This window comes from Actinokineospora sp. PR83, from assembly GCF_021056305.1.
GTDB lineage: Bacteria > Actinomycetota > Actinomycetes > Mycobacteriales > Pseudonocardiaceae > Actinokineospora > Actinokineospora spheciospongiae.
The window spans coordinates 50,099-72,209 of the sequence record NZ_JAJCXD010000005.1 but is presented as its reverse complement, the minus strand read 5'-3'; the positions used below and the strand labels follow the sequence as shown (position 1 = coordinate 72,209).

The 22,111-nt window shown below is 72.2% G+C and carries 16 protein-coding genes and 1 pseudogene; 10 read left to right on the top strand and 7 right to left on the bottom strand.

Features of this window, described 5'->3' with window-relative positions:
* The first annotated feature begins 37 nt into the window (after positions 1-37).
* The 3 genes from L6E12_RS01510 to L6E12_RS01500 are packed head-to-tail and all read left to right on the top strand — an operon-like array spanning position 38 to position 2,989.
* Entirely contained in the window at positions 38-1,081 is a 1,044-nt protein-coding gene (locus L6E12_RS01510; RefSeq protein ID WP_236226048.1) for an ABC transporter substrate-binding protein, read from the top strand.
* On the top strand, positions 1,071-2,147 hold the full coding sequence (locus L6E12_RS01505; RefSeq protein ID WP_236226047.1) for an iron ABC transporter permease: 1,077 nt from the start codon (positions 1,071-1,073) through the stop codon (positions 2,145-2,147). The genes L6E12_RS01510 and L6E12_RS01505 overlap by 11 nt, the downstream gene beginning before the upstream one ends.
* Entirely contained in the window at positions 2,144-2,989 is an 846-nt protein-coding gene (locus L6E12_RS01500; protein ID WP_236226046.1) for an ABC transporter ATP-binding protein, read from the top strand. The genes L6E12_RS01505 and L6E12_RS01500 overlap by 4 nt, the downstream gene beginning before the upstream one ends.
* Before the next feature lie 77 nt (positions 2,990-3,066).
* Here L6E12_RS01500 and L6E12_RS01495 read toward each other — a convergent pair whose 3' ends face one another.
* The gene (locus L6E12_RS01495) at positions 3,067-4,068 is read right to left on the bottom strand and encodes a GlxA family transcriptional regulator (RefSeq protein WP_236226045.1); all 1,002 of its coding nucleotides are present in this window, start codon (positions 4,066-4,068) and stop codon (positions 3,067-3,069) included.
* A gap of 72 nt (positions 4,069-4,140) precedes the next feature.
* On the opposite strand from L6E12_RS01495, the gene L6E12_RS01490 reads away from it, so the two are divergent.
* Entirely contained in the window at positions 4,141-4,509 is a 369-nt protein-coding gene (locus L6E12_RS01490) for a cupin domain-containing protein (RefSeq protein ID WP_236226044.1), read from the top strand.
* A gap of 45 nt (positions 4,510-4,554) precedes the next feature.
* Here L6E12_RS01490 and L6E12_RS01485 read toward each other — a convergent pair whose 3' ends face one another.
* Positions 4,555-4,941, bottom strand: a complete 387-nt coding sequence (locus L6E12_RS01485) for a MerR family transcriptional regulator (protein WP_236226043.1) — start codon at positions 4,939-4,941, stop codon at positions 4,555-4,557.
* Positions 4,942-5,048: 107 nt separating this feature from the next.
* Here L6E12_RS01485 and L6E12_RS01480 point away from each other — a divergent pair, with 107 nt between their 5' ends.
* The gene (locus L6E12_RS01480; RefSeq protein ID WP_236226042.1) at positions 5,049-5,783 is read left to right on the top strand and encodes an SDR family oxidoreductase; all 735 of its coding nucleotides are present in this window, start codon (positions 5,049-5,051) and stop codon (positions 5,781-5,783) included.
* A gap of 990 nt (positions 5,784-6,773) precedes the next feature.
* Here the strand turns inward: L6E12_RS01480 and L6E12_RS01475 are convergent.
* The 3 genes and pseudogenes from L6E12_RS01475 to L6E12_RS01465 form a co-directional block, all read right to left on the bottom strand.
* Complete coding sequence (locus L6E12_RS01475; protein ID WP_236226041.1) at positions 6,774-9,701, bottom strand: NACHT domain-containing NTPase; 2,928 nt, start codon at positions 9,699-9,701, stop codon at positions 6,774-6,776.
* Positions 9,702-10,180: 479 nt separating this feature from the next.
* Entirely contained in the window at positions 10,181-10,846 is a 666-nt protein-coding gene (locus L6E12_RS01470) for a hypothetical protein (protein ID WP_236226040.1), read from the bottom strand.
* A gap of 49 nt (positions 10,847-10,895) precedes the next feature.
* Positions 10,896-11,187 (bottom strand): annotated as a pseudogene (locus tag L6E12_RS01465) (IS5/IS1182 family transposase); the annotation flags it as partial.
* A 200-nt stretch (positions 11,188-11,387) separates the two neighbouring features.
* On the opposite strand from L6E12_RS01465, the gene L6E12_RS01460 reads away from it, so the two are divergent.
* Genes L6E12_RS01460 through L6E12_RS01450 form a run of 3 tightly spaced genes read left to right on the top strand, consistent with a single transcriptional unit; the run spans position 11,388 to position 14,706 of the window.
* Positions 11,388-12,938 (top strand): tryptophan halogenase family protein, encoded by a 1,551-nt coding sequence (locus L6E12_RS01460; RefSeq protein ID WP_255683033.1) that lies wholly within the window; start codon positions 11,388-11,390, stop codon positions 12,936-12,938.
* Positions 12,939-12,940: 2 nt separating this feature from the next.
* Positions 12,941-14,209 (top strand): cation:proton antiporter, encoded by a 1,269-nt coding sequence (locus tag L6E12_RS01455; protein ID WP_236226038.1) that lies wholly within the window; start codon positions 12,941-12,943, stop codon positions 14,207-14,209.
* Positions 14,206-14,706 (top strand): flavin reductase family protein, encoded by a 501-nt coding sequence (locus L6E12_RS01450; protein WP_236226037.1) that lies wholly within the window; start codon positions 14,206-14,208, stop codon positions 14,704-14,706. Before L6E12_RS01455 ends, L6E12_RS01450 begins: the two co-directional genes overlap by 4 nt.
* Positions 14,707-14,713: 7 nt before the next feature.
* Here the strand turns inward: L6E12_RS01450 and L6E12_RS35235 are convergent, their stop codons facing one another.
* Positions 14,714-15,607 carry a helix-turn-helix domain-containing protein gene (locus L6E12_RS35235; RefSeq protein WP_236226036.1) on the bottom strand — a complete coding sequence of 298 codons (894 nt, stop codon included), beginning with the start codon at positions 15,605-15,607 and terminating at the stop codon, positions 14,714-14,716.
* Between the two features lie 9 nt (positions 15,608-15,616).
* The gene (gene sbnA, locus L6E12_RS01440; RefSeq protein ID WP_236226035.1) at positions 15,617-16,573 is read right to left on the bottom strand and encodes a 2,3-diaminopropionate biosynthesis protein SbnA; all 957 of its coding nucleotides are present in this window, start codon (positions 16,571-16,573) and stop codon (positions 15,617-15,619) included.
* A gap of 130 nt (positions 16,574-16,703) precedes the next feature.
* On the opposite strand from sbnA, the gene L6E12_RS01435 reads away from it, so the two are divergent.
* Both L6E12_RS01435 and L6E12_RS01430 read left to right on the top strand, forming a co-directional pair.
* Positions 16,704-17,651, top strand: a complete 948-nt coding sequence (locus L6E12_RS01435) for a TauD/TfdA family dioxygenase (RefSeq protein WP_236226034.1) — start codon at positions 16,704-16,706, stop codon at positions 17,649-17,651.
* A 25-nt stretch (positions 17,652-17,676) separates the two neighbouring features.
* Positions 17,677-22,110 (top strand): amino acid adenylation domain-containing protein, encoded by a 4,434-nt coding sequence (locus L6E12_RS01430; RefSeq protein ID WP_236226033.1) that lies wholly within the window; start codon positions 17,677-17,679, stop codon positions 22,108-22,110.
* Position 22,111: the final 1 nt, after the last annotated feature.

The window sequence follows — 22,111 nt, the reverse complement described above, 5'->3', positions numbered from 1 at the left end:
CTCCCAAGAAGACAAACCCGTTCGCGGAAGGTGCACCATGTTCGTGAGACCCCTCGTCACCCTGGCCGTGACCGTGGTCGCCCTCGGTGCCGCCGCGTGCGGGACCGGAACCACCGGTACCGGGGCGAGCGGTGACGCCGCCCGGGCCGCGGGTGAGGGCAAGACGCAGTACCCGGTCACGATCAGCAACTGCGGCAAGGACTACACCTTCGACAAGGCGCCCAGCCGCGTGGTGCTGATGAACGGCGGCTCCGTCGCCGAGGTGTCCAGCATCCTCGCCCTCGGTGTGCAGGGCAGCGTGGTGGCCAATGCCCAGTCCTACGGCGCCTCCGACGTACCCGGCCGGGCGGAGGCGATCAAGGCGCTGCCCACCGGCGGGGTGGCGCTCAACGCGCAGCAGGACATCCCGCGCGAGGCGATGCTCGGCCTGCGCCCCGACTTCGTCATCTCCACCTACGAGGGCGGCTTCTCCAGCGAGACCGGGTTCGCCACCCGAGACGACCTGGCCGGGATCAAGGCCAACACGTACGTACCGGGTGTGTCCTGCGGTGCCACCGGGACGGTCGCCGGAACACCGACGATCGAGGACAGCTACGCGCTGCTGCGCGACCTCGGCAAGATCTTCGACGTCCCCGGCAGGGCCGAGCAGGTCATCGCCGAGTCGAAGAAGAGGATCGAGGAAGCCACCGCGGCGGTGGCGGGCAAACCCACCAAGAACGTGCTGCTGGTGTTCCCCGGCATGGGCGCCGACGACTTCAGCTCGATCGCCGCGGCCGGGGTGTGGAACGACGTGCTCGCCAAGGCGGGCGGTGCCAACCCGTTCGACGACCCCGCGGGCACCATGTTCGCCACGGTGAGCAAGGAGAAGCTCGCCACCACCGCCATCGACGCGGTCATCGTCGTCAACTACATGAACCCCGACCCCGAGGGCTCGGCGAAGAAGATCCTCGCGCAGTTCCCGCAGTGGGAGGCCGCGAAGAACCAGCGCTTCCTGATCCTGTCCGACTCCGTCTACTTCGGACCCAGCAACGACGTCGCGGTCGACAAGATCGCCGACCTGCTCCACGCCGATGGGTCCTGAGGCGCGGGCAGCCCGGCGGCGGCCGGGCCAGGCACCGCTCAGCGGAGCCCGCCTCGCCCCGCTGCTCATCGGCGCGGGCGGCGCGCTGGTCCTCGTGGCGCTCGCCGCCGCCTGCGTCGGCCCGGTCACGGTCCCGCTGGGCGACACCTGGCGGACCGTGGTCGGCCACCTGACCGGCGACACCGGCGGGCTCGACCCCGCGCTCGACCAGATCGTCTGGGGGTACCGGCTCCCGCGCGTGGTCCTGGCCCTGCTGTGCGGCGCCGGGCTGTCCGTCGCGGGGGTCGTGCTCCAGGCGCTGGTGAACAACCCGCTGGCCGACCCGTACGTCCTCGGCCTGTCCTCGGGTGCCTCCTTCGGGGCGGTCCTGGTGATCGTCGGCGCCGGTGGTGTCATCGGCGGCCTCGGCACCTCCTTCGCGGCGTTCCTCGGCGCCGCCCTGGCCATCACCCTGGTGTTCGCCCTCGGGCAGCAACGCGGCAGGCTGGCCCCGACGCGGGTCGTGCTGGCCGGGGTGGCCGTCGGCTACCTGCTGCTGGCCGCCACCAGCTACCTGCAACTGCGCGCCAACCCCAACGAGTTGCGCCAGGTCGTCTTCTGGTCGCTGGGCAGCGTCGCGGGCGCCACCTGGGACCAACTCGGCGTGGTCACCGCCGTGGTGCTGATCTCGGTCGGTGTTCTCCTGCTCCACGGCCGCAGGCTCAACGCCCTCGGCGCGGGCGACGAACAGGCCACCGCCCTCGGCGTGGACGTGCGCGCCCTGCGCATCGGCCTGCTGGCCCTGTCCTCCCTCGTGACCGGGGTCCTGATCGCGGCCGCGGGCGGCATCGGGTTCGTCGGCCTGATGGTCCCGCACCTCGTCCGCCTCACCGTCGGCCTCGACCACCGCAGGGTCCTCCCGCTGGCCGCCCTGGTCGGCGCCACCTACCTGGTGGTCGTCGACCTGCTCTCGCGCACGGTCGACCCGCCCAACGAACTGCCCATCGGCATCTTCACCGCCGCCTTCGGCGCCCCGTTCTTCCTGTGGCTGCTGCGCCGCAACCAGAGCATCGGAGCGGGAACATGAGCCACACCGCGGGACTGCGGATCACCGGTGTCGACGTCGACCTCAGCGGTTCCCCCGTCCTGCGCGGGGTCGACCTCACCGTGCGGCCCGGCCAGTTCGTCGGCCTCGTCGGCCCGAACGGCAGCGGCAAGTCCACCCTGCTGCGCACCGTCTACCGCTCCATCAGGCCCACCGCGGGCGCGATCCTGGTCGACGGCGACGACCTGCGCTCCCTGTCCGCCCGCACCGCCGCCCAGCGCACCGCGGCCGTCGTCCAGGACGGTTCGGACCCCGCGGGCCTCACCGTCACCGAACTCGTCGCCCTCGGCCGCAACCCCCACCACGGTCTCCTCAGCCGCGAGTCGGGGACCGACCGGACCGCGGTCGCCGAAGCCCTGACCCGGACCGGGACGGCCGACTTCGCGCACCGCACCATCGGCTCCCTCTCCGGCGGCGAACGCCAACGCGTCCTCCTCGCCAGGGCCATCGCCCAACAACCGCGGCTCCTGGTCCTCGACGAGCTGACCAACCACCTCGACATCCGCGCCCGCTTCGAAATGCTCGACCTCGTCCGCGGCCTCGGCATCACCACCCTCGCCGTGCTGCACGAACTCGACCTCGCCGCCCGCTGCTGCGACTCCCTGGTCGTCCTCGACCGAGGACACGCCATCGCCGCGGGCCCGGTCTTGAACACCCTGACCCCCGCGGTCCTCGCGGAGGTGTTCGGTGTCAACGCGACAGCCGCCCTGGGCGGGGACGGGGTCATTCGCATCACCTACGACGCCGAACCGCTGGCGGACCCAGCACCGACCGGCTCCTCCCTCGTCCTCACCGAACACCAGGGCAAACCCGACGAGCGTTGACGTCGTCCCGCCCCGAGTCACCAGCGCGATCGCCTGGAGCGCGGTCAGGATTACCAGCACGACGCGGGTCCGGCTGGTCACCGCACGGCGGTTCGCTGATCGGGACCGGAATGCCGGAAGCAGGCGGCCCGGTACTGACTGGGCGTGAGGCCGGTGCTGCGCCGGATCTGCCTGCGGAGGTTGGACGCGGTGCCCAGTCCGCTGCGGGCCGCCACCTGGTCCAGACCACCGGCGTCGGTTTCCAGTAGCCGCCGGGCCAGTTCGACCCGTTCCAGGTTCAGCCACGCCAGCGGTGTCGTGCCCAGCTCGGCGCGGAACCGGCGGTGCACCGTGGTGATGCTCTGGCAGGCGTGCGCGGCGAGGTCGGCGACGGTGAGCGGGGTGTCCAGCCGCCCCCGCGCCCAGGCCAGGGTGCTGCTCAGCGAGCGCTGGTGGGTGTCGGGCACCGGTTTCTCGACGAACTGCTTCTGGCCCCCTTCCCGGTAGGTCGAGAAGACGAGCCGCCTGCTGACGGCGTTGGCGACTTCCGCGCCGTGGTCGGTGCGGACGATGTGCAGGGCGAGGTCGAGGGCGGCCGCGCTGCCCGCCGAGGTCAGCACCGAACCGTCGTCGACGAAGAGCAGGTCCTCGCGCAGGTCCACGGCGGGGAAGCGGCGCCGGAACCCGTCCGCGAGCTGCCAGTGCACGGTCGCGGGGCGGTGGTCGAGCAGACCGGCTTCGGCGAGGGTGAAGGCGCCGGTGCACAACCCGACGATCCGTGCTCCGCGGGCGTGCGCGTCACGCAGGGCGGTGAGCACGGACGGCCGGGTCGGAGTGTCCACATCGGGCCGGTTGGGCACGAACACCGTGTGGACGTCCCGCAGCGCCGACAGCGGCGCCGCGCTTCCCACGGTGAACAGGTGATCGCGGACGGGGACCGAGCGGCGCGGCGCGATGACCTGGAGCGCGTAGAGCTCCCGCCCGATCTCGGGCCGCCTGCGGGCGCCGAACACCTCGCACACGCAGGCGAATTCGAAGGGGTTCGATCCCTCGTCGAGGAGCAGGCCCACCGGAACCGGGTGGTAGGAATCGCGCGTCATCCGCCATTCCTACCACTGGTTCCCCGGCGACTCCGGCGGCACGATCGGAACCTCACCACGAGGAGGACGATCATGACCGCGATCGATCTGGCCCGCGAGGCGGCCGAACTCACCGAGTTCTGGTCGCAGCGGGTCCTCGCCGAGGCCAACGGCAACCTGTTCAAGGTCGCGAAGGGCATCGGCTCCACGAACTGGCACCGGCACGACGACCAGGACGAGACGTTCCTCCTGCTCAGCGGCAGGCTGCGGATCCGGCTGCGCACCGGGGACGTCGAGCTGCGCCCCGGCGACCTCTACGTGGTCCCGCGCGGGACGCAACACTGCCCGGTGGCCGACGAAGAGGCCCGCTTCCTGCTGATCGGCCCGGCGATCACGTCCACCGCCGCCGGGGGGAAGCCGTCGTGGAGTGCCGAAGGCGGCGGTGGGCCGAGCTCGACGTGAAGGCCCGCCACCGCGCGGCCCTCGACCGGGCGGCGGGAAGCGGCGTCATCCGGCGGCGGCGAGTGCGTCTTCGCGCTGCCGGGCGAGGTGGCCCGCCGCCCCGGCCATCAGGGCGTCGAGGTGGTCGCGCGTGGTGAGCAGGGTCGCGATCTGCGCGTCGATCCGCTCCCGCTCGCTTCGCATCACCTCCAGCGTCTGCGCGGTGACGTCTTCCGCGGGGGTGTCGACGCAGGGCAGCAGCGCGGCGATCGTCTCGCTCGACAGGCCCGCGTCGAACAGCCTGCGCAGCAAGCGCACCCGGTCCACCGAGTCCTCGGTGTACAACCGCTGCGCCCCCGTCGTCCGCGTGGAGGTCAGCAGGCCGCGCTCCTCGTAGTAGCGGAGCGAGCGGATGCTGACCCCCGTACGGGCGGACAAATCGCCGATGCGCATCCTCGAGCCCTCTTCGATCACTGTGACCTCCGCCACTTCTCGTTGAAGCTGACATGCATGTCAGATTCTAGCCTTTGGTCGGAACCACAACGGGAAAGGACACCATCGTGGACATCGTGGGATCGGTCGCCTTGGTCACCGGGGCCAACCGGGGTCTCGGCCGGGAGTTCGTCGAGCAGCTTCGCGAGCGCGGCGCCGAGAAGGTGTACGCCGCCGCCAGGGACATCAGCAGCATCACGACGCCGGGCGTCGTGCCCCTGGCCCTGGACCTGCTCGACCCGGCGGGCATCGAGCGGGCCGCGCGCCAGGCGGGGGACGTGACCCTGCTCGTCAACAACGCCGGGATCGCGACCGGGCAGAACCTCATCCGCGGCGACCTCGCGCAGGTCCGCCGGGAGATGGAGACCCACTTCTTCGGCACCCTGGCGGTCACCCGCGCCTTCGCCGACACCCTCGGCCGCAACGGGGGCGGGGCGATCGTCAACGTCCTGTCGGTGCTGTCCTGGTTCTCCTGGAACGGGGCCACGTCGTACTCGGCCGCGAAGGCGGCGGAGTGGAGCCTGACCGCGGGCACGCGCGTCGAGCTCGCCGACCAGGGCACGCAGGTGGTGGGGGTGCACCTCGGCGCCGCCGCGACCGACATGATGGGTGACCACGACGGCCCCATGCTCAAGCCGAGCGAGGTCGTCGGGGCCGCTCTCGACGGACTGACCGACGGCGCCGTCGAAGTCCTCGTGGACGAGTGGAGCCGGACCGCGAAGGCGGGCCTCGCCCAAGACCCGGCCGAGTTCTACGCCGTGGCCCCCCGCCCGGTCGTGAGGCGGACGGCCGAACCCCGCTGACCGCTCCGGCCCGCCCGACACGGGGCGGTCGCGGCATGCGTCGCGACCGCCCCGGGACCGGCGGTCGGCACCGCCGCAGGGAAGGGCGGTCGGCGCCGCCCCGGGAATCGGTGCCGCACAAAAGTCGTACAGGCGCTGCACTACGGCAGGCGTGCCATCCGGCATCTCGTCTGTGCCTGCACTGGTCACGCTGGTGCAGGAGTCGGTTTGGCAGGGCGGAATGTCATGGTGTCAGTAGCTGCTGACGGAGAAGCTGGACAGGCAGCCCGCAGGCACTGTGGCGTGTACGCCGATTCCCCACTCTCCGCGGTATCCGACCGCATCCCCACCCACGAAGCCGACGCGGCCATCAGCGACGGCATGGAAGCAGGCGCCCGGAACCCACGACAATTCGAAGACCGCGCCGCCTGACGCCTGGTTGTCCCGACCTACCGAAGATGGCGGCGGTTCCGAAAACACGGCGGGCGGAGACGCAAGGAAGGCAGCGGACGCGGTCAGTCGGGTGCGCGACGACCCGGAGCGGTTCGCTTCGGTTGAGCGGATTCGCGACGCCCGCGGCGTGCTCGTGTGCTGCTGCCGCGCGAGCACGGCATTTCGCGGCGCTGAACGGCTCGTATGGCTACCTGCGGCAGTTCACCTCGCAGGTCCTCGACTTCATACCGTTCGCCAGCGGCAACGCCGCGGCCGAGCTGCCGGGCGCGGTGGCGCTCTGCGGTGCTGAACGCCACCCGCGCCTGCGGTGTCCCCTGCGGCACGCCGACTGGATTCGTCGCGGTCCGCTGGTGCGGCTACCTCAAGACCACCGCCGTCAACGGCCGCGTGACGGCATATCGGCGCTGCCGGGAGCTGGACGTGCTGCTTGCGCTGCGTGACGGGAACGCGTTCGTGCCGGGCAACCACACTGGCGTCTTGGTGCTGCGCGCCTCTCACCGCGCGGGCGTACAGCGCGGGGATCGGCCGCCGTTGCCCGCGCTGGCCTGGTGCTGTGCGTCATGCCGGTGGCTCGGGCCACCGGGGCGGCTTGCTGATCAACTCCCCCGGGAACCGCACGGCGATGCGGTCCAGATAGAGCTGGACCTCGTCCCTCTGCGGACTGCTGTGCCTCAACGCCGCGTCGCACAGTCGCTCCCAGCGTGGGTCCGCCTGCGAAAGGGCTGCCTTGGCATGGTGCAAGGCGGTGGAGCAGCGCAACAGAATCGCGATGAGCGTGTCGTCGTCGATGGTGCTGGGAGCCGGGAATTTCAGCAGCCACAGCAGGAAGTCTGTGGCGAATTTGGGAGACCACTGGCCACCCCGGACCGCGAGCACGAAGCAGGCGAACTCCGCGAGGGTCTCCGCCGCCTTGGGCTGGAACCGGTGTGGATCCATACGCCGGAGGATCTTCACATTCGGGTAGCCGAGCAGAAGTCTGATCTGCCCGCCGAGTACGACCTCCTCGGACGTTGCGGACTGGAATCGGTCGTGCAGGGCCAGGCTCGCTGTTGTCAACAACGTCCTTTCCCGGTTGTGTCCCCGAAATTCGAGGTCTTCCACGTTCAGCCGGGTGTCACGCAAGCCATCGATGTGATGCCGGACAGCGTGGTGCAGTGAGTTGTAGGCGGTAGGTTCCAGACCTGCCGCCCAGAGGTTGACGAGTGAGAGCCACCGGGTGTCAGGGTCGGCGTCCGGCCAGAGACGCGCCGCGTGCGCGTTCCCGAAGGCCACGCGCAGCAGGAGCAGGTTGGCCGAGTACGCGGCGGCTGCGCGGATGTGGTCGGCGCCCAGTGGTTGGTACTCGCCGAATTTCGTCTCCGGTGCCCGGCGGACGGGGATGAGCTGCTCCAGCACCTCGACGACATCGGCGGCCTCGTCCTCGCCCAAGGCGTGCAGCAGATCTTCTGCAAATTCGTAGACCGGGCGTTGGGCGGTCAACACTTGGTGTGAGAGCAGCGCGTAGAGCAGTTCGTCGTCCGGCGCCTGACGTTTGCGGCGGCCGTGGACGCTCGCGGCGGTGTCGCGCAGTACCTCGACGACGTGGCGGGCGACGAGGTACTCGGCGAAGGTCAGGTGCAGGAATTCGTAGCTGCGGTGCACCACGTCGGTCAGGGCTTCGGCAGAGTGCACGAAGAAGAATTCGCCGAGCACACGGGTGCCGTCCGGGACCTCTTCCTGGAGGGTGCGCAGGTCGGAGATCAGTTCGGCCTCGCTGATGGACTGCCTGCCCCGGTTGAACATTCCCAGCGCGGCGATGGCCAGGCGGGTGATCTGAGCCTCGACCGCCTCCGTCAACTCCTCCTCGCGCGGGACGTGCCCGCGTTGTTTGGTGACCTCGCGGCGGGCGTAGGTGTCGAACAGTCGGGTGTAGAGGTCGGTCTGTGACAGGTCCCTCTCGACCGTCGTCGCCGGGTCGGTGAAGTAGAGGCTGAGCATGAGCAGCAGCAGCGGTTGGGCAGCCAGGTTGAGGTGGTCGAGCGCGACTTCGACAGGCAGGGAGCGCTGCGGGTTGTGGGCGTTCCATGCCTCCACCCACAGCGTGATCTGGGGTTTGTCGAACTCCTCGATCTTCACCACGGGGGTGCCCTCGGGGATGCGGATGTGGTCGGCGACCAGGACCCGGGAGGTGACGACGACGGCGACCGGATGGCCGAGGGCTGCCTCGACGCGCTGGAACTCGACCAGGTCGGTGAGGTAGCTCGCGCGATCGGTCGTCGTGGCCTGGAGCAACTCGTCGAGGCCGTCGAGGATGACCACGCGCAGGGAGTTGGAGCTCTGCTCGGCCAACGCCGACCACTGCACCGCGCCGTGGGTGGCCTGAGACAGGCCCTGGCTGATCTGCTGCGACACGTGGACGTTGGCGTCGACGCGGCGCAGCGGGATGCGGATGACGGTGTGGTGCTCGGGCAGGCGGGCCGCGAGGACCTTCATGAGCAGCGACTTCCCGGCGCCCGGGTGGCCGAGCAACAGCAGCGGGCGGCGCAGCGCGTCCTCGGTGAGGAAGTGGCGGGCCAGCGCGAGATCCAGGTCCGCCGACACGGGCAGGGGTTTCCACCAGGTCTCGCTGGCGAACTGGGCGAGCGGGTGCGCCCGGGTGGCGCGGAAGCGCGGGGTGATGAAGATGTCGCCGACTGAGGGGAAAGCGGCGCCGGTGCCGTAGCCGTCCTCGTTGACCTCGATGACGGGTCGGGAGAGCTCGGCGCGGTTGAGGTCGCGGAGTGTCTGGCGCAGATCCCGGGCAGGCAGGGCGGTGCCTGCGCCGAGGAGGCTTTCCATCCGCGCCAGGGCGGAGCGGGTGGCAGCGTGCTCGCCGAGGTCGGACCAGACCTTGAACTCCGTGACGGTGGCGGCGAGGGTGAGGAAGGAGCTGCGGTAAGCGCCTTCGACGGACGCGAGGACCTCCGAGGTGTCGGCGAAGGCAGTCACCTTCAAGCCGTGCAGGAAGGAGTTGATGTCTTGTAGGGTGTGCTCGGCCCAGTCGAGGATGTTGGCGACGTTCTCGTGGAAGCCGTCGGTGAGCGAGGGCGCTGGCACGGCGGCGTCGTAGAGGTGGCGGATGAGCGGTTCCCCGCTGTGGTCCCACTGGCGCGTCACGAGGCCGAGCTTCTCCGCGTCGGAGATGGCGGCGTCGGGGTAGATGCGGTCGATCGTGTCGAACAGCGCGGAGACGGCGATCGTGGTGTGGGCGGCGATGACGAGCTGGTGGCGTTCGAGGCCGCCCGTGCGCAGCAGGCGGTCGGAGACGGCGGCGCACGCGCGGCGGATCAGACCGGTGGCCTCGTTCTTCTGGTCGACCAGCTCGAACAGGGCGCTGATGGGTGGAACGCCGACCGAGCCGAGGACGACCCCGCCGAGGAGGGAGTCGAGCCGGTCGAGCCAGGGGCGGTCGTGGTGGCCCAAAATCTGCAGGGCACCGCGAAAGGTGATGGCCGGGTCACGTCGCACGGTGTACAGGGTAGAAGCTGATCACGGATCGGGAGCCCATACCCCTGGGTCGCGGAAGGCGGTCGGCTGTCTGGGGCAGGGCCTCGGCGTGGTGCGCGACAGCCGGGTCAGTTTCGCCTACCTCGCCGTCTGCTCGCAGCTTGGCTGGGGCGGACGGTCTGGGGAGCGTTCACACCGGTCACCCTGGTGGTGAGATCACTGCCGTCTGGCCCAGGGTCTTGGCGGTGGCGAGGACCGGGCCGCTCTCGAACACGAGCGTGCGGTGCCTGCCCGTGCCGCCGACGAGCACGTGGCCGGTGCGGAACCACCGGGGGATGCCCGCCGTCGTTGGTGATGCCCTCGGCGGCGATGGTTTCGGCGGTGGCGACCTGCTCGGGCACGGCGAAGTCGCCGGGCGCGCGCAGGTCGTCGCACCCGCGCAGGAACGTGCGCGAGCGCAGCCGCCGGACGTCGTCGATCGTGGCCTCCACGCGGCGGAGCTACCTCGGGTAGCCGATATGGCGGATGTCCTCCTGGAGGTCGGCCAGGACCACCTGAGGATTGAGCGCCGCTACGACCGCCTCGTCCAGGGGACGCAGCGCGAACACGTGCCGCACGGCGTCGAGGTCGATCTCCCTACCGTAATAGTCCGCGGCGAAGTCCGTGAACGCCGCCGAGGTCGCATCGGTCAGCAGCCCGAACAGGTAGGACGCGCCGTCCGCGCGGGTGTCGCCGTTCGGGTAGTCGAAGGTCCCGTGCCGCCACCGCGCGTCGCCCGCTTCGCGCCACAGGCACACGGTCACGGCGTGCGTGCCATCCTCGTCGCGGAAGGCGGGCTCGACCACGTGGTGCTGGAACACCTCAGGCACGCCGTCGAGCAGGCCGGGCCACACCTCGCCGTCGTCGGTGACGTACGGGCTCATCGGCGACTCGTGGTCGAAACCGCAGATGTACGCGCCCGCCGCCGAGAACACGATCGAGTACCCATCACCCGACCCGTTGTCACGTGAGGCGAGTTGCGCACCCTCACCCCAGCCCGCGTGAAACGCGTGGTGCCGCAGGTGCCGATCGGGGCTCAGCACGGCCTCGACCATGGCCATGGCGCGCGACCGGTCACGCAGCTCGTCGATCCCGGGCAGTCGCCGGGCCAGATCAGAAACGCTCATGCGCACATTGAACCGGGGGAGGTGTTCCAGGACGCCGTCGGGACGACCTCGGCGCGGTTATCGCGGCCAAGTCCACCCCGTGAAGCTTGTGCTTCCCTGAACGGAACGGCCGACCCGCGGCGACGCGGTCGATCGGGATCGGTGTCCCGTGGACCACCACATGGGCCATGCCCTCCCGTGTCGCTTCTCGCGACGCCGTCCGCGGTTTTGCGGCTCGCCTGGCGAGCAGTTCGACGGTTTTCCCGACATACCGCCGGACTCACTGCGATGGGCCCGGATCAAGCCGGCCACGAAGGTCAGGGTCGATGTGACAACGGCGACGCGGCGTGGTGGAACAAAATTTTCAGCCTTCGGATGTCGCAGGACGCTCTTGATCCATTTGACGGGTTTCCATTGTGAGGCGATATTTTGACTATACTGTTCTCCGAGGAACAGTGTTTTTGCCGAGTCTGAGCTGCGTCTTTAATGCCCGCTGACAGCGTCTGGCAGCGGTCCCCGCCCGCTCATAGCGTGTGGGGACCTACTCAGCTCAGGGGGAGCCATGGCCAGGAGATTGGTGATCGTCGGTGGGGGTACGGCGGGGTGGATGACAGCGGCGTTCCTCAGCAAGGCTTTCGGGGAGCGGTTGGACATCACCCTGGTGGAGTCGGGGAAAGTCGGGACGATCGGGGTCGGGGAGGCGACGTTCAGCGACATCCGGCACTTCTTCGAGTTCCTGGGGCTGCGGGAGGAGGAGTGGATGCCCGCGTGCAACGCCACGTACAAGTTGGCGGTGCGGTTCCAGGACTGGAGAGAGCCGGGGCACCACTTCTACCACCCGTTCGAGCAGATGCGGTCGGTGGACGGGTTCTCGCTCACCGACTGGTGGTTGAAGCTGCGGCCGTCGGAGCGGTTCGACCGGGACTGCTTCGTCATGGCGTCGTTGTGCGATGCCGAGCGGAGTCCGCGGATGCTTGGTGGGGCCATGCTGGACCAGGGGTATGACCCTTCCGGGGAGTTCCGGGGCCTCACCATGTCCGAGCACCAGGGCAAGACCCAATTCCCCTATGCGTACCACTTCGAGGCCGCGCTGCTGGCCGATTACCTGACCGGGTACGCCGTGGATCGCGGGGTGCGGCACGTGGTGGACGACGTCGTCGACGTTGCGCTGGACGGGAGGGGGTGGATCGACCACGTGCGGACGCAGGAGAACGGCGAGTTGCGGGGGGACCTGTACGTCGACTGCACCGGCTTCCGCGGGCTGCTGGTGAACAAGGCGCTCGGGGAGCCATTCGAGTCCTGGCAGCGGTTCCTGCCCAACGACCGGGCCGTCGCGCTGCAGGTGCCGCTGGACATGGCCGAGCACGGGATCCGGCCGTGCACCACCGCCACCGCGCAGGACGCCGGGTGGATCTGGACCATCCCGCTGTACGGGCGGATCGGGACCGGGTACGTCTACTCCAGCGAGTACACCTCGCCCGAGGAGGCGGAGGAGACGCTGCGGCGGTTCGTCGGACCTTCGGCCGCTGAGGTGCCCGCCAACCACATCCGCATGCGCATCGGCCGCACCCGCAACCCCTGGGTGAACAACTGCGTGGCCATCGGGCTGTCCAGCGGGTTCGTCGAACCGCTGGAATCCACCGGGATCTTCTTCATCCACCACGCCGTCGAGCAACTCGTGCGGCACTTCCCCGGCGACGGGTTCGACCCGGTGCGGCGCGACCTCTACAACAAGTCCGTCGAGAACGTCATGCTCGGCGTGCGGGAGTTCCTGGCACTGCACTACCGGGCAGCAGGGCGGTCGGACACGCGGTACTGGCGCGACGCGAAAACGCGGGAGCTGCCCGACGGGCTCGCCGAGCGGCTGGCGCGGTGGCAGGTGCAGCTGCCCGACTCGGAGACGATATTCCCCTACTACCACGGGCTCCCGCCGTACTCCTACATGTGCATCCTGCTGGGGATGGGCGGGGTGGACCTCGCGCCGTCCGCCGCGCTCGACCTGGCGAGCGAGGACGAGGCGCTCCGGGAGTTCGACCGGATTCGAGCCAGGGCGGACGCGTTCGTGCGCGAGCTGCCCGACCAGCACGAGTACTTCACCGCGCTGCGGGCCTGAACGTGCAACCCACAGGGATCGCGGCCCCGGCGCTGGGGCTGTTGGGGATCTTGGCCGTCGCCCTGGTCGCCGCGCGGGTCGGTGCGCTGCTCGCCCGTGCGCTGCGCCAGCCCGAGGTGGTCGGTGAGGTGGCGGCTGGGCTGTTGTGCGGTCCCGCCGCGGTGTGGCTGCTCGGTTCCGGCCGGGTGGGTGCGCTGCTCGATTCGGGTGCGCTCACCGGGGCCAAGACGGTGGCCGAGGTCGGGTTGGTGCTGTTCCTCCTCGCCGAGGTACGCGACCTGGGCTTGCACCGGAGCGCCCCCGGCGACCGGCGGACGACGCTGCTGGTCGCCGCCGGGTCGCTGGTCGCGCCCGCGCTGTGCGGGCTGCTGCTGGCCTGGTGGGTCTCCGGTGACCCCGTGCTGCGTGGCGCCGCGCCCGCCGCGGCGTTCTGGCTGATGGTGCCGGTCAGCCTGGCGATCACCGCGGTGCCGGTGCTCGCCAGGATCACCGCCCGGCGCCCCGCCGGTGCGGTGGGGCGGACCGCCTTGGCCGCCGCTGTGCTGATCGACGCGGTGACCTGGGTGTGGCTGCTGGTGGCGATCGGCACCGCGGCGGGCGGGTCCGACCGCTGGGTGCGGGCGGTGCTGGTGCTGGGGGGTGCGCTGCTCGTCGCGGTGCTGCTCGGGTGGGCGCTGCGCACCGGGCCCGCCCGTGCCTTGGCCACCGGCCTGCCGCGCACCGCTGCGCTGGTCCTGGCGGCGGCGGTGGTCGTGTTCGCGCTGGCGCTGGAACACCTGGGGCTGACGGTCATCGTCGGCGCCGTCCTCGCGGGACTGGCTGTCCCGGGTGGGGCTGACCGTTCATGGGCGCCGCCGGTGGACCTGCTCGCGCGCCTGGGCACGGCGCTGGTCCCGCTGTTCTTCGTCGTCACCGGCCTGACCGTGCTCACCGGGGATCTGGTGGCGCCCGGTGCGTTGCTGCTCGTCGGGACCTTCGCGCTGGCCGCCGTCGGCAAGCTGGCAGGCGGCTACCTCGGCGCCAGGGCGGCCGGGATGGGCAAGCCGGACGCGATCCGCACCGGCGCGCTGATGAACACCCGTGGGCTCACCGAAATCGTGGTGATCCAGGTCGGTTTCACCTCAGGTGTCCTGACCGCGCCGATGTTCCTGGCGTTGCTGGTGATGGCGTTGGCGACCACGGCGCTGACCGGTCCGCTCCTGCGCGCCGTCGACAACAGAGCACCGGTGGTCGAGCCGGGTGCACCCACAGAGGAGGTGGAGCGGTCGTGACCGAGGACCTGCTGCCTGCCGTTCCCACCGCCGAGGGCTTCCGGGCGATGATGCGCGGCTACCCCACCGGGGTCGTCGTGGTGACCGCGCGCGACGCCGGGGGTATGCCGTGGGGGATGACCTGCTCGTCGCTGTGCAGCGTGGCGGTGGACCCGCCGACGCTGCTGGTGAGCCTGCGCGCGGCGAGCCCGACGTTGGCCGCAGTGCTCGAGGCGGGTGCCTTCTGCGTCAACGTCCTGCACGGCGGGGCACGGCACGTGGCCGAGCTCTTCGCCTCCGGGGCGCCGGATCGGTTCGACCGGGTGCCTTGGGAGCCGTCGGCCGCGGGTCCCCGGCTGACCGGGGCCGCGCGGACGGTCGCCGAGTGCGCGGTGGTGGGCACTCGCCCGGTGGCCGACCACGTGGTGGTCTTCGGCTCGGTCGGGTCGGTCACCGAACTGCCCGGCGACCCGCTGCTGTACGGGTTCCGCGGCTACCGGACCTGGCAGGCGCGGTGAGCTCCCGTCACGGGTGCGCACCGTCGATCAGTGCGATCCCCAGCGGGGTCACGGTATGCAGGACGGCGTTGCGCACCCGGCGGGTGGAAACCAGACCGCTGCGCCGCAACACCGCCGCGTGCTTGCTGGCGCTGGCCGCCGACACCCCCAGCCGCACCGCCAGCTCCGTGGTCGAGCAGCTCGTGCGCAGGGCCCGCAGCGCCGCCGCCCTGGTGGGCCCGACGAGGGCGGCGAGCGCGGCGGGCTCCTCCCGTGCGGGGGTGCCCGCCCACACCCCCGCCGGGGGTGGGGCGGCGAACACCAGGGCCGCGGCCTCCACCCGCTGCTCGGCACCGATGAGCCGGACCGGGCCCCGGGAGAGGAACGCCGACGGGATCAACACCAGGCCCTGCCCTCGCAGGTGCACGTCCGGCCCGCCCGGTCCGGGCAGCGACAGCACCGGCGGTTCCCATCGCACCCTCGGGTGCAGGGTGGCGAGGAGGTGCTGCACCCCGCGCGCCATCACCACCCGGCCCCTGGCCTCGCAGTCGGCCCGCAGGTGGCGCAGCAGCACGGGCCAGTGTGGCGACACCCCCGCCCGCCACAGCTCGACCAAGCCCGCGGCGGCGCCGCGGTGGCGGGGCGCGCGGGCCCTGGCGACGAAGTCCTCGGTCCCACCGGCCAGTTCCACCAGGTCGAGCAGCTCTGCCACCGAGCAGTCCGCCTCGGGCCCGCCCAGCAGCGCACTCAGGTTCGGAGTGTGGAGAAGCGCGGCCTCGACGAGGCGGTGCCAGCGGCGGAACGGGCCGGACGCCGGGCCGCGCAACCGCTCCAGGGCGAACGCGGTCTCCGCGACCGCCCCCACGGTCGGCTTCAGCCTGACCTCGGCGAGGTCGGCCGCGGTGAGGAACACCCTGCGCACGGCGGCGCCCTAGACCGCGTCTCGGCCGAGGCGCGCGGCGACCCAGCCGTCGTCGTAGACCGTCTCCGCGTAGGCGTGCCCCAGGTCGGGGGAAATCGCCACCGCCATCGTGCCCGCACCGGCTCCCGCCTGCTCCAGCCAGGTCCGCGCGCCGTGCAGCACGGTGCCCGACGACCCGCCGAGCAGGTAGCCGCGCCTGGCCAGCTCCCGGCAGGCGCGCACGCCGTCGACCTCCGCCACCAGCACCACGTCGTCCACGTAGGACTCGTCCAGGATGGCGGGGCGCACGCTGGTGCCCAACCCCGGCACGTGGCGCGGGCCGGGCGGGCCGCCGAACGTGGTCGACCCCGCGGTGTCCACCGCGACCACCGCCACCGAGGGCCGGTTGCGCCGGAACCAGCGGGCGCAGCCCATCAGCGTCCCGGTGGTGCCCGCGCCGACGAACAGCACGTCGAGGTCGGCGAAGTCTTTCGCGATCTCTTCGGCCGTGCTGTGGTAGTGCGCCCCCCAGTTGCCCGGGTTGGTGTACTGGTTGAGCCACACCAGGTCCGGGTCAGCCGCGCACAGCTCGCGCACCAGCGCCAGCCGGGCAGCCAGGTGCGAGCCGTGCCTGCCGGGGTCGCTGACCACGTGCAGCGCCGCACCGAGCGCGCTGATCTGCGCGCGGGCGGCGCGGGTGCTGCGGTCGTCGGTGACGCAGGTGAACCGGTACCCGCGGGCGGCGGCGACCACGGCCAGCGCGACGCCCATGTTGCCGGACGAGGACTCCACCAGCGCGCCGCCCGGGCGCAGTTCGCCGCTGCGCTCCTTGTCCGACACCATCGCCTCGGCGGCCTTGAGCTTGATCGAGCCCGCGAAGTTGAAGCCCTCGCACTTGAGGAACAGGGCGCTGGGGACCAGGTCGGTGAGGTCGACGTAGAGGTCACCGAGGGTGAACTCGCAGGGGCTGGAAACGATGACGGCCACGGGCACACCGTGGCCTCGGCCGCGATATCGATTCTATACAGCGTCTACGGTGCCGGGGCGATAGCCCCCGTACAACTGGAGTATAGGTCGCCCCCGCAGGGTTCGTGGCACGCGAACCGAGGGGAGTGCCATGTCGGAGCAGTCCGAGCGCGCGCCGTGGGCGCCGGTCGAGGTGGTGCCCAGCGGCGGTGGCGACGCGCGCCCCGCCGCGCTGGTGGAGCGGTTGGTCGACACCGCGGGCACCGACGCGCTGCTCGCCGGGTGCGGGGCGGTGGTGTTCCGCGGTTTCCGGCTCACCGAGGCCGACCTGGACAGCGTGCTGGACCTGTTGCTGCCCAACCGCTTGGCCTACGTACACGGCAACTCGCCGCGCACCAAGGTCGGCAGGGACGTCTACACCTCCACCGAGTACCCGCCCGCCCACACCATCTCCATGCACAACGAGATGTCCTACGCCGCGCGCTGGCCCGCCCGGCTGGCCTTCTTCTGCGACCGCGCCGCCGGGACCGGTGGAGCGACACCGGTCGTGGACGGGCAGCGCTGGCTCGCCGCGCTCGACCCGGGGGTGCGCGCGGCCTTCGCGGGCGGGGTGCGGTACACACAGAACCTGCACGGCGGCAAGGGGTTCGGCAAAAGCTGGCAGGAGACGTTCGAGACCGACGACCGCGGCGCCGTCGAGCGGTTCCTCGCCGACGCCGAGGCGCAGTGGTGGTGGCGGCCCGACGGCGGGCTGCGGGTGACCCAGTTGCGCGCGGCCACCACCCGCCACCCGGGGACCGGGGCCGAGGTCTGGTTCTCCCAGGCCGACCAGTGGCATCCCGACACCCTCGGCGACGAGGTCGCGCGGGCCCTGCGCAGCATCATGCCGGAGGAGGACATGCCGCAGGCGGTGTCCTACGCGGACGGTGCGCCGATCCCCGCCGAGCACGTCCGGCACGTGCGCGAGCGGGGTCTGGCCGAGGCGGTGGACGTCGACTGGCGCGCGGGTGACCTGCTGCTCGTCGACAACGTGCGGGTCGCGCACGGCAGGCGCCCGTTCACCGGGCCGCGCCGCGTGCTCGTGGCCATGTCCGACTGATCGGGTGCCGGGGAGGAGCGACCGCATGGGCTGGGACGGGGAAGTGGGCGTGGTGGACGGCAGCGGTCCGGTCGAGGAGCTGCCGCTCGGTGCCGTGGCGCGCGCGGTGTGGCTGGCCCACCAGACCGACCCGACCGCCGCCTGGTACACCTGCGCCGAGTACCTGTTGGTGCGCGGTCGCGTCGACGCCGCCCGCCTGGCCTCGGCCTGGGAGCGGCTGGCGGTCGAGGCGGAGGTGCTGCGCGTGTGCGCGGTCCCGGGCCGGGGCGCGGGACCCGTCGCGGTCCTGCGGGACGGCCCCGCCGCGTGGCCGGTGCGCGTCGACGTGTCGACCGCGCCGGACCCGGTGGCCGAGGCGGTCTCGTGGATGCGCGCGGATGCCGGGCGACCGGTCGACCTGGAGCGTGGACCGGTCACCTCGGCGGCACTGATCCAGGTGGGGCCGGAGACCTCGGTGGTCTACTTCCGCTCGCACCACAGCGTCGTGGACGGCCTCGGGTTCCACCTGCTGGGGGCGCGCCTCGCCGAGCTGTACGGCGATCTCGACGCACCGGACCCGTTGGGGCGCCTGGCACCGCTGGCTGAGCGGGAACGCCGCTACCGGAACTCGGCGTCGCTCGCCGCCGACCGCGACCACTGGCTCGGGCGCTTCGGCGACATCCCGGAACCGCCGCTGCTCCCGGCGTGCGGCGGTACGTCCGGCAGCGCCCCCGGCGAGCGACCGAGGTGGGTGGCCCCGTTGCCCGCCGAGGACGTCGAGCGGTTGCGGGAGGTCGCAGGTGCCGCGGGTGTGACCTGGCAGGCCGTGCTCACCGCCGTGGTGGCCGGGTACGCGCACCGCGCGACCGGGCGGACCGACGTGGTGCTGGGCCTGCCGGTCTCGGGCAGGCGCGGCGCCACTGCCTCGCGGACCGCGGCCATGACCACCAACACCGTACTCCTGCGCTTCCCGGTGACACCCGCGATGTCACTGGTCGACCTGGTCCCGGTGGTCACCGACGAGTTGCGCGCGGCGTTGCGCCACGAGCGCTTCCCACTGGACGAGCTGGCCAGGGGGCTCGGGGTCCGCGGCGCGGCCGAGTTGCTCGGCCCGGTCCTCAACTTCATGCCCTACGACCGGGACGTGGCCTTCGGCCCGTTCGCCGCGAGCACGCACAACATCGCCTCCGGTCCGGCGCCGGACGTCACCGTCACCGTGCGCGGCCGGGTCGGGGGCGGCCCGATGTCCTGGGTGCTCACCGGGAACCCTGAGCGCCACGACCGCGCCGGGCTCGCCGACCACCAGCGCAGGCTCGCCGCGTTCACCGCCGCCGTGCTCGCCGCCCCGGACCGACCGCTCGGCGGGGTACCCCTCGTGACGCGGGCCGAGCACCACGAACTCGTGGTCGCGCGGAACGCCACGCGGACCGGGCACCCGGCGCGGTCGATCGTCGCGTCCTTCGTGGAGCGCGCGGCGCTCGTGCCCGACCGCACCGCCGTCACCGGTGAGCGGGGTGAGCTGACCTACGCCGAGCTGGACGAGCTGTCCGCCGCGCTGGCGGGCAGGCTGCGCGCGGCCGGTGTGGGCGCGGAGGACTTCGTCGCTCTGGCCATGCCGAGGTCCCCCGAGCTGATCGTGGCCACGCTCGCGGTGCTGCGGGCCGGAGCGGCCTACGTCCCGGTGGACTTGGCCTACCCCGAGGAGCGGATCATCCACCTGCTCGGCGACCTGCGCCCTGCGTGCGTGCTCAGCACCACCGAATGGGCGGACAGGCTGCCCACGGGCACCGAACCGCTGCTGACCGACGTGCCGGACCCGGCGGTCGCGCCCCTGTTCGACCCGGTCGAACCGCACCCCGCGCAGGCCGCGTACGCCATCTACACCTCCGGTTCCACCGGCGCGCCCAAAGGAGTCGTCGTGCCACACGAGGGTTTCCACAACCTGGTGCGCGACCACGCCGACCGGTTGGAAGTGACTGCCGACAGCCGGGTGTACCAGCTGGTGTCCCCCAGCTTCGACGTCGCGGTGGGTGACACGTGGCCGGTACTCCTGGCGGGGGGAACGCTCGTGCTCGCCCCGGCAGACTGGCGTTCCGCCGCCGGGGAACTGGCGGGCAGGCTGCGCGCGGCCCGCGTGACCCACGCCAGCATCCCCGCCGCGCTGCTGCCCCGCGTCCCGTCCGACAACCTCCCCGACCTGCGCGTGCTGGTGACCGGTGGCGAGGCGTCCGACCCCGGGGCGGTCCGGCGGTGGGCTGAGGGCAGGCAGCTGCACAACGTCTACGGCGTCACCGAAGCCAGCGTCGCCTCCACCGCGGGGCTACCACTCGCCGGGGACGGCACCCCGTCGATCGGCGCCCCGATCGCCAATACCCGCGTGCTCGTCCTCGACTCGGCGCTGCAACCGGTGCCGCCCGGAGCCACCGGCAGGCTGTTCGTCGCGGGCGCGGGTGTGGCGCGCGGTTACCTGCGGGCACCCGGCCGGACCGCCGACCGGTTCGTGCCCGACCCGTTCGGCCCGCCGGGGTCGCGCGCCTACCGCACCGGCGACCTGGCCCGCTGGTTGCCCGACGGCACGCTGGAGTTCCTCGGCCGCGACGACGACCAGGTGAAGGTCCGAGGACACCGGGTCGAACCCGCCGAGGTCGACGCCACGTTGCGCGCGCACCCGGCCGTGCTGGCCGCGGCCACGGTCATCCGCGCCGATGGCGGTCCCCGCCGCCTGGTGTCCTACGCCCAAGCCGGGCCGGGGGCCACCGCCGCCGGGCTGCGCGCCTTCGCCGCCGAGCGGCTGCCCGCGCACGCCGTGCCCGCCGTGGTGGTCCTGGTCGAGGAGATCCCGGTGACCGCGCACGGCAAGGTGGACCGGGATCGGCTGCCCGTCCCCACATCCGCTCCCGCCGGGGACACATCGAGGACCACGCCGAGGGTGGGCGCCCTCTGCGCGGTGTTCTCCCGGGTGCTGGGGCAACCGGTCGGCCCGGACGACTCCGTGTTCGACCACGGCGCCGACAGCATCGCGGTCCTCGCGCTGGTCTCCGCCGCCCGCGACGCCGGGTTCGGGTTCACCGCGCGACACGTGTTCGAGCACCCGGCGCCCGCCCTGCTCGCCGCGCTCGACGAGCCTGCCGACGCCACCCCGCCCGCGGTGCCGGTCGTGGACCCGTTGCCACCGGCGCAATCCGCCCGGCTGCGGGAGCGGCACGGTGCGGCAGCGCGGGTCCTGCCGATCACCCCGCTGCAGGAGAGCTTCCTGTTCCTGCGCGAACTCGACGGGGACGACGACGCCTACACCGCCCAGCTCTCCCTCGACCTGGCCGGGCCAGTGGACCCGGCGCGGCTGCGCGCCGCGGCCACCGCCCTGCTGCGCAGGCACCCGGCGCTGCGCGCGGCCTTCCACCACCGTGACCTCGACCGGCCCGTGCAGGTCGTTCCCGCCCGGGTAGAGCTGCCGTGGGCCGAGCACGACCTGGGCACCTCGGCGGCGGCCGACCGTGAGCGCCTCGCCCGCGCCATCGCCGAAGCCGAGCGGCGCACGCCCTTCGACCCGGCGGAGCCGCCGCTGCTGCGGTTCGCCGTCCTCCGGTTCGCCCCCGACTCCCACCGGGTACTGCTCACCGCCCACCACGTGCTCTGGGACGGGTGGTCGACCGCGCTGCTGGTGCGGGAGTTGCTCGCCCTGGTCGCGGACCCCACCGGGGCCGCCCTGCCCGAGCCGGTGCCCGCCGAGGCGCACCTGGGCTGGCTGGCCACCCGCGACCGGCCCGCGGCCGAGGCCGCCTGGCGTGCGGCGCTGGCCGGTCTGACCGCCCCGACCCTGGTCGGCGCCGGGTCCGGCCCGCCGGGGCAGGTCCGCGTCCGCGCCCGACTCGACCCGGAGCTGGCCGCCGGGGTGACCGCGTTGGCCCGCGCCGCCGGGGTCACCGAGAGCACCGTGTTCCACGCCGCCTGGGCCGACCTGCTGTCGCGGCTCACCGGGCGCGAGGACGTCGTGTTCGGTTCGTCGGTCTCGGGCAGGCCACCCGAGTTGCCCGGGGCGGACCGGATCGTCGGGCTGCTCAGCAACACCATCCCGGTCCGTCGCACCGCCCAGCCGGGCGAGGACGTGGTGGCCGCGCTGCGCAGGCTGCAGTGCGAACAGGCCGACCTGCTGGCCCACCAGCACCTCGGACCGGGCGAGGTTCAGCGGGTCAGCGGACTCCCCGGCCCGCTCTACGACACCGCCATCAGCGTCGTCGCGGGCGCCATGGCCGCGGACGGGGTGGCCGATCACCCCGGTGCGCCGCGCCTGGTCGGCACCGACGTCACCGATGCCACCCACTACCCGCTGCGGCTGGTGGTCCTGCTCGGACCCACCCCCGAGTTGGTGGTCGGGCACCGGCCCGACCTGTTCCGCCGCAGCTCAGGACCGCTGGAGCTGCTGCTGGCGCGGCTGGCCGACCTGGTCGCCGCCGCGCCGCGACCGGCGGGCGTGCCGTGAG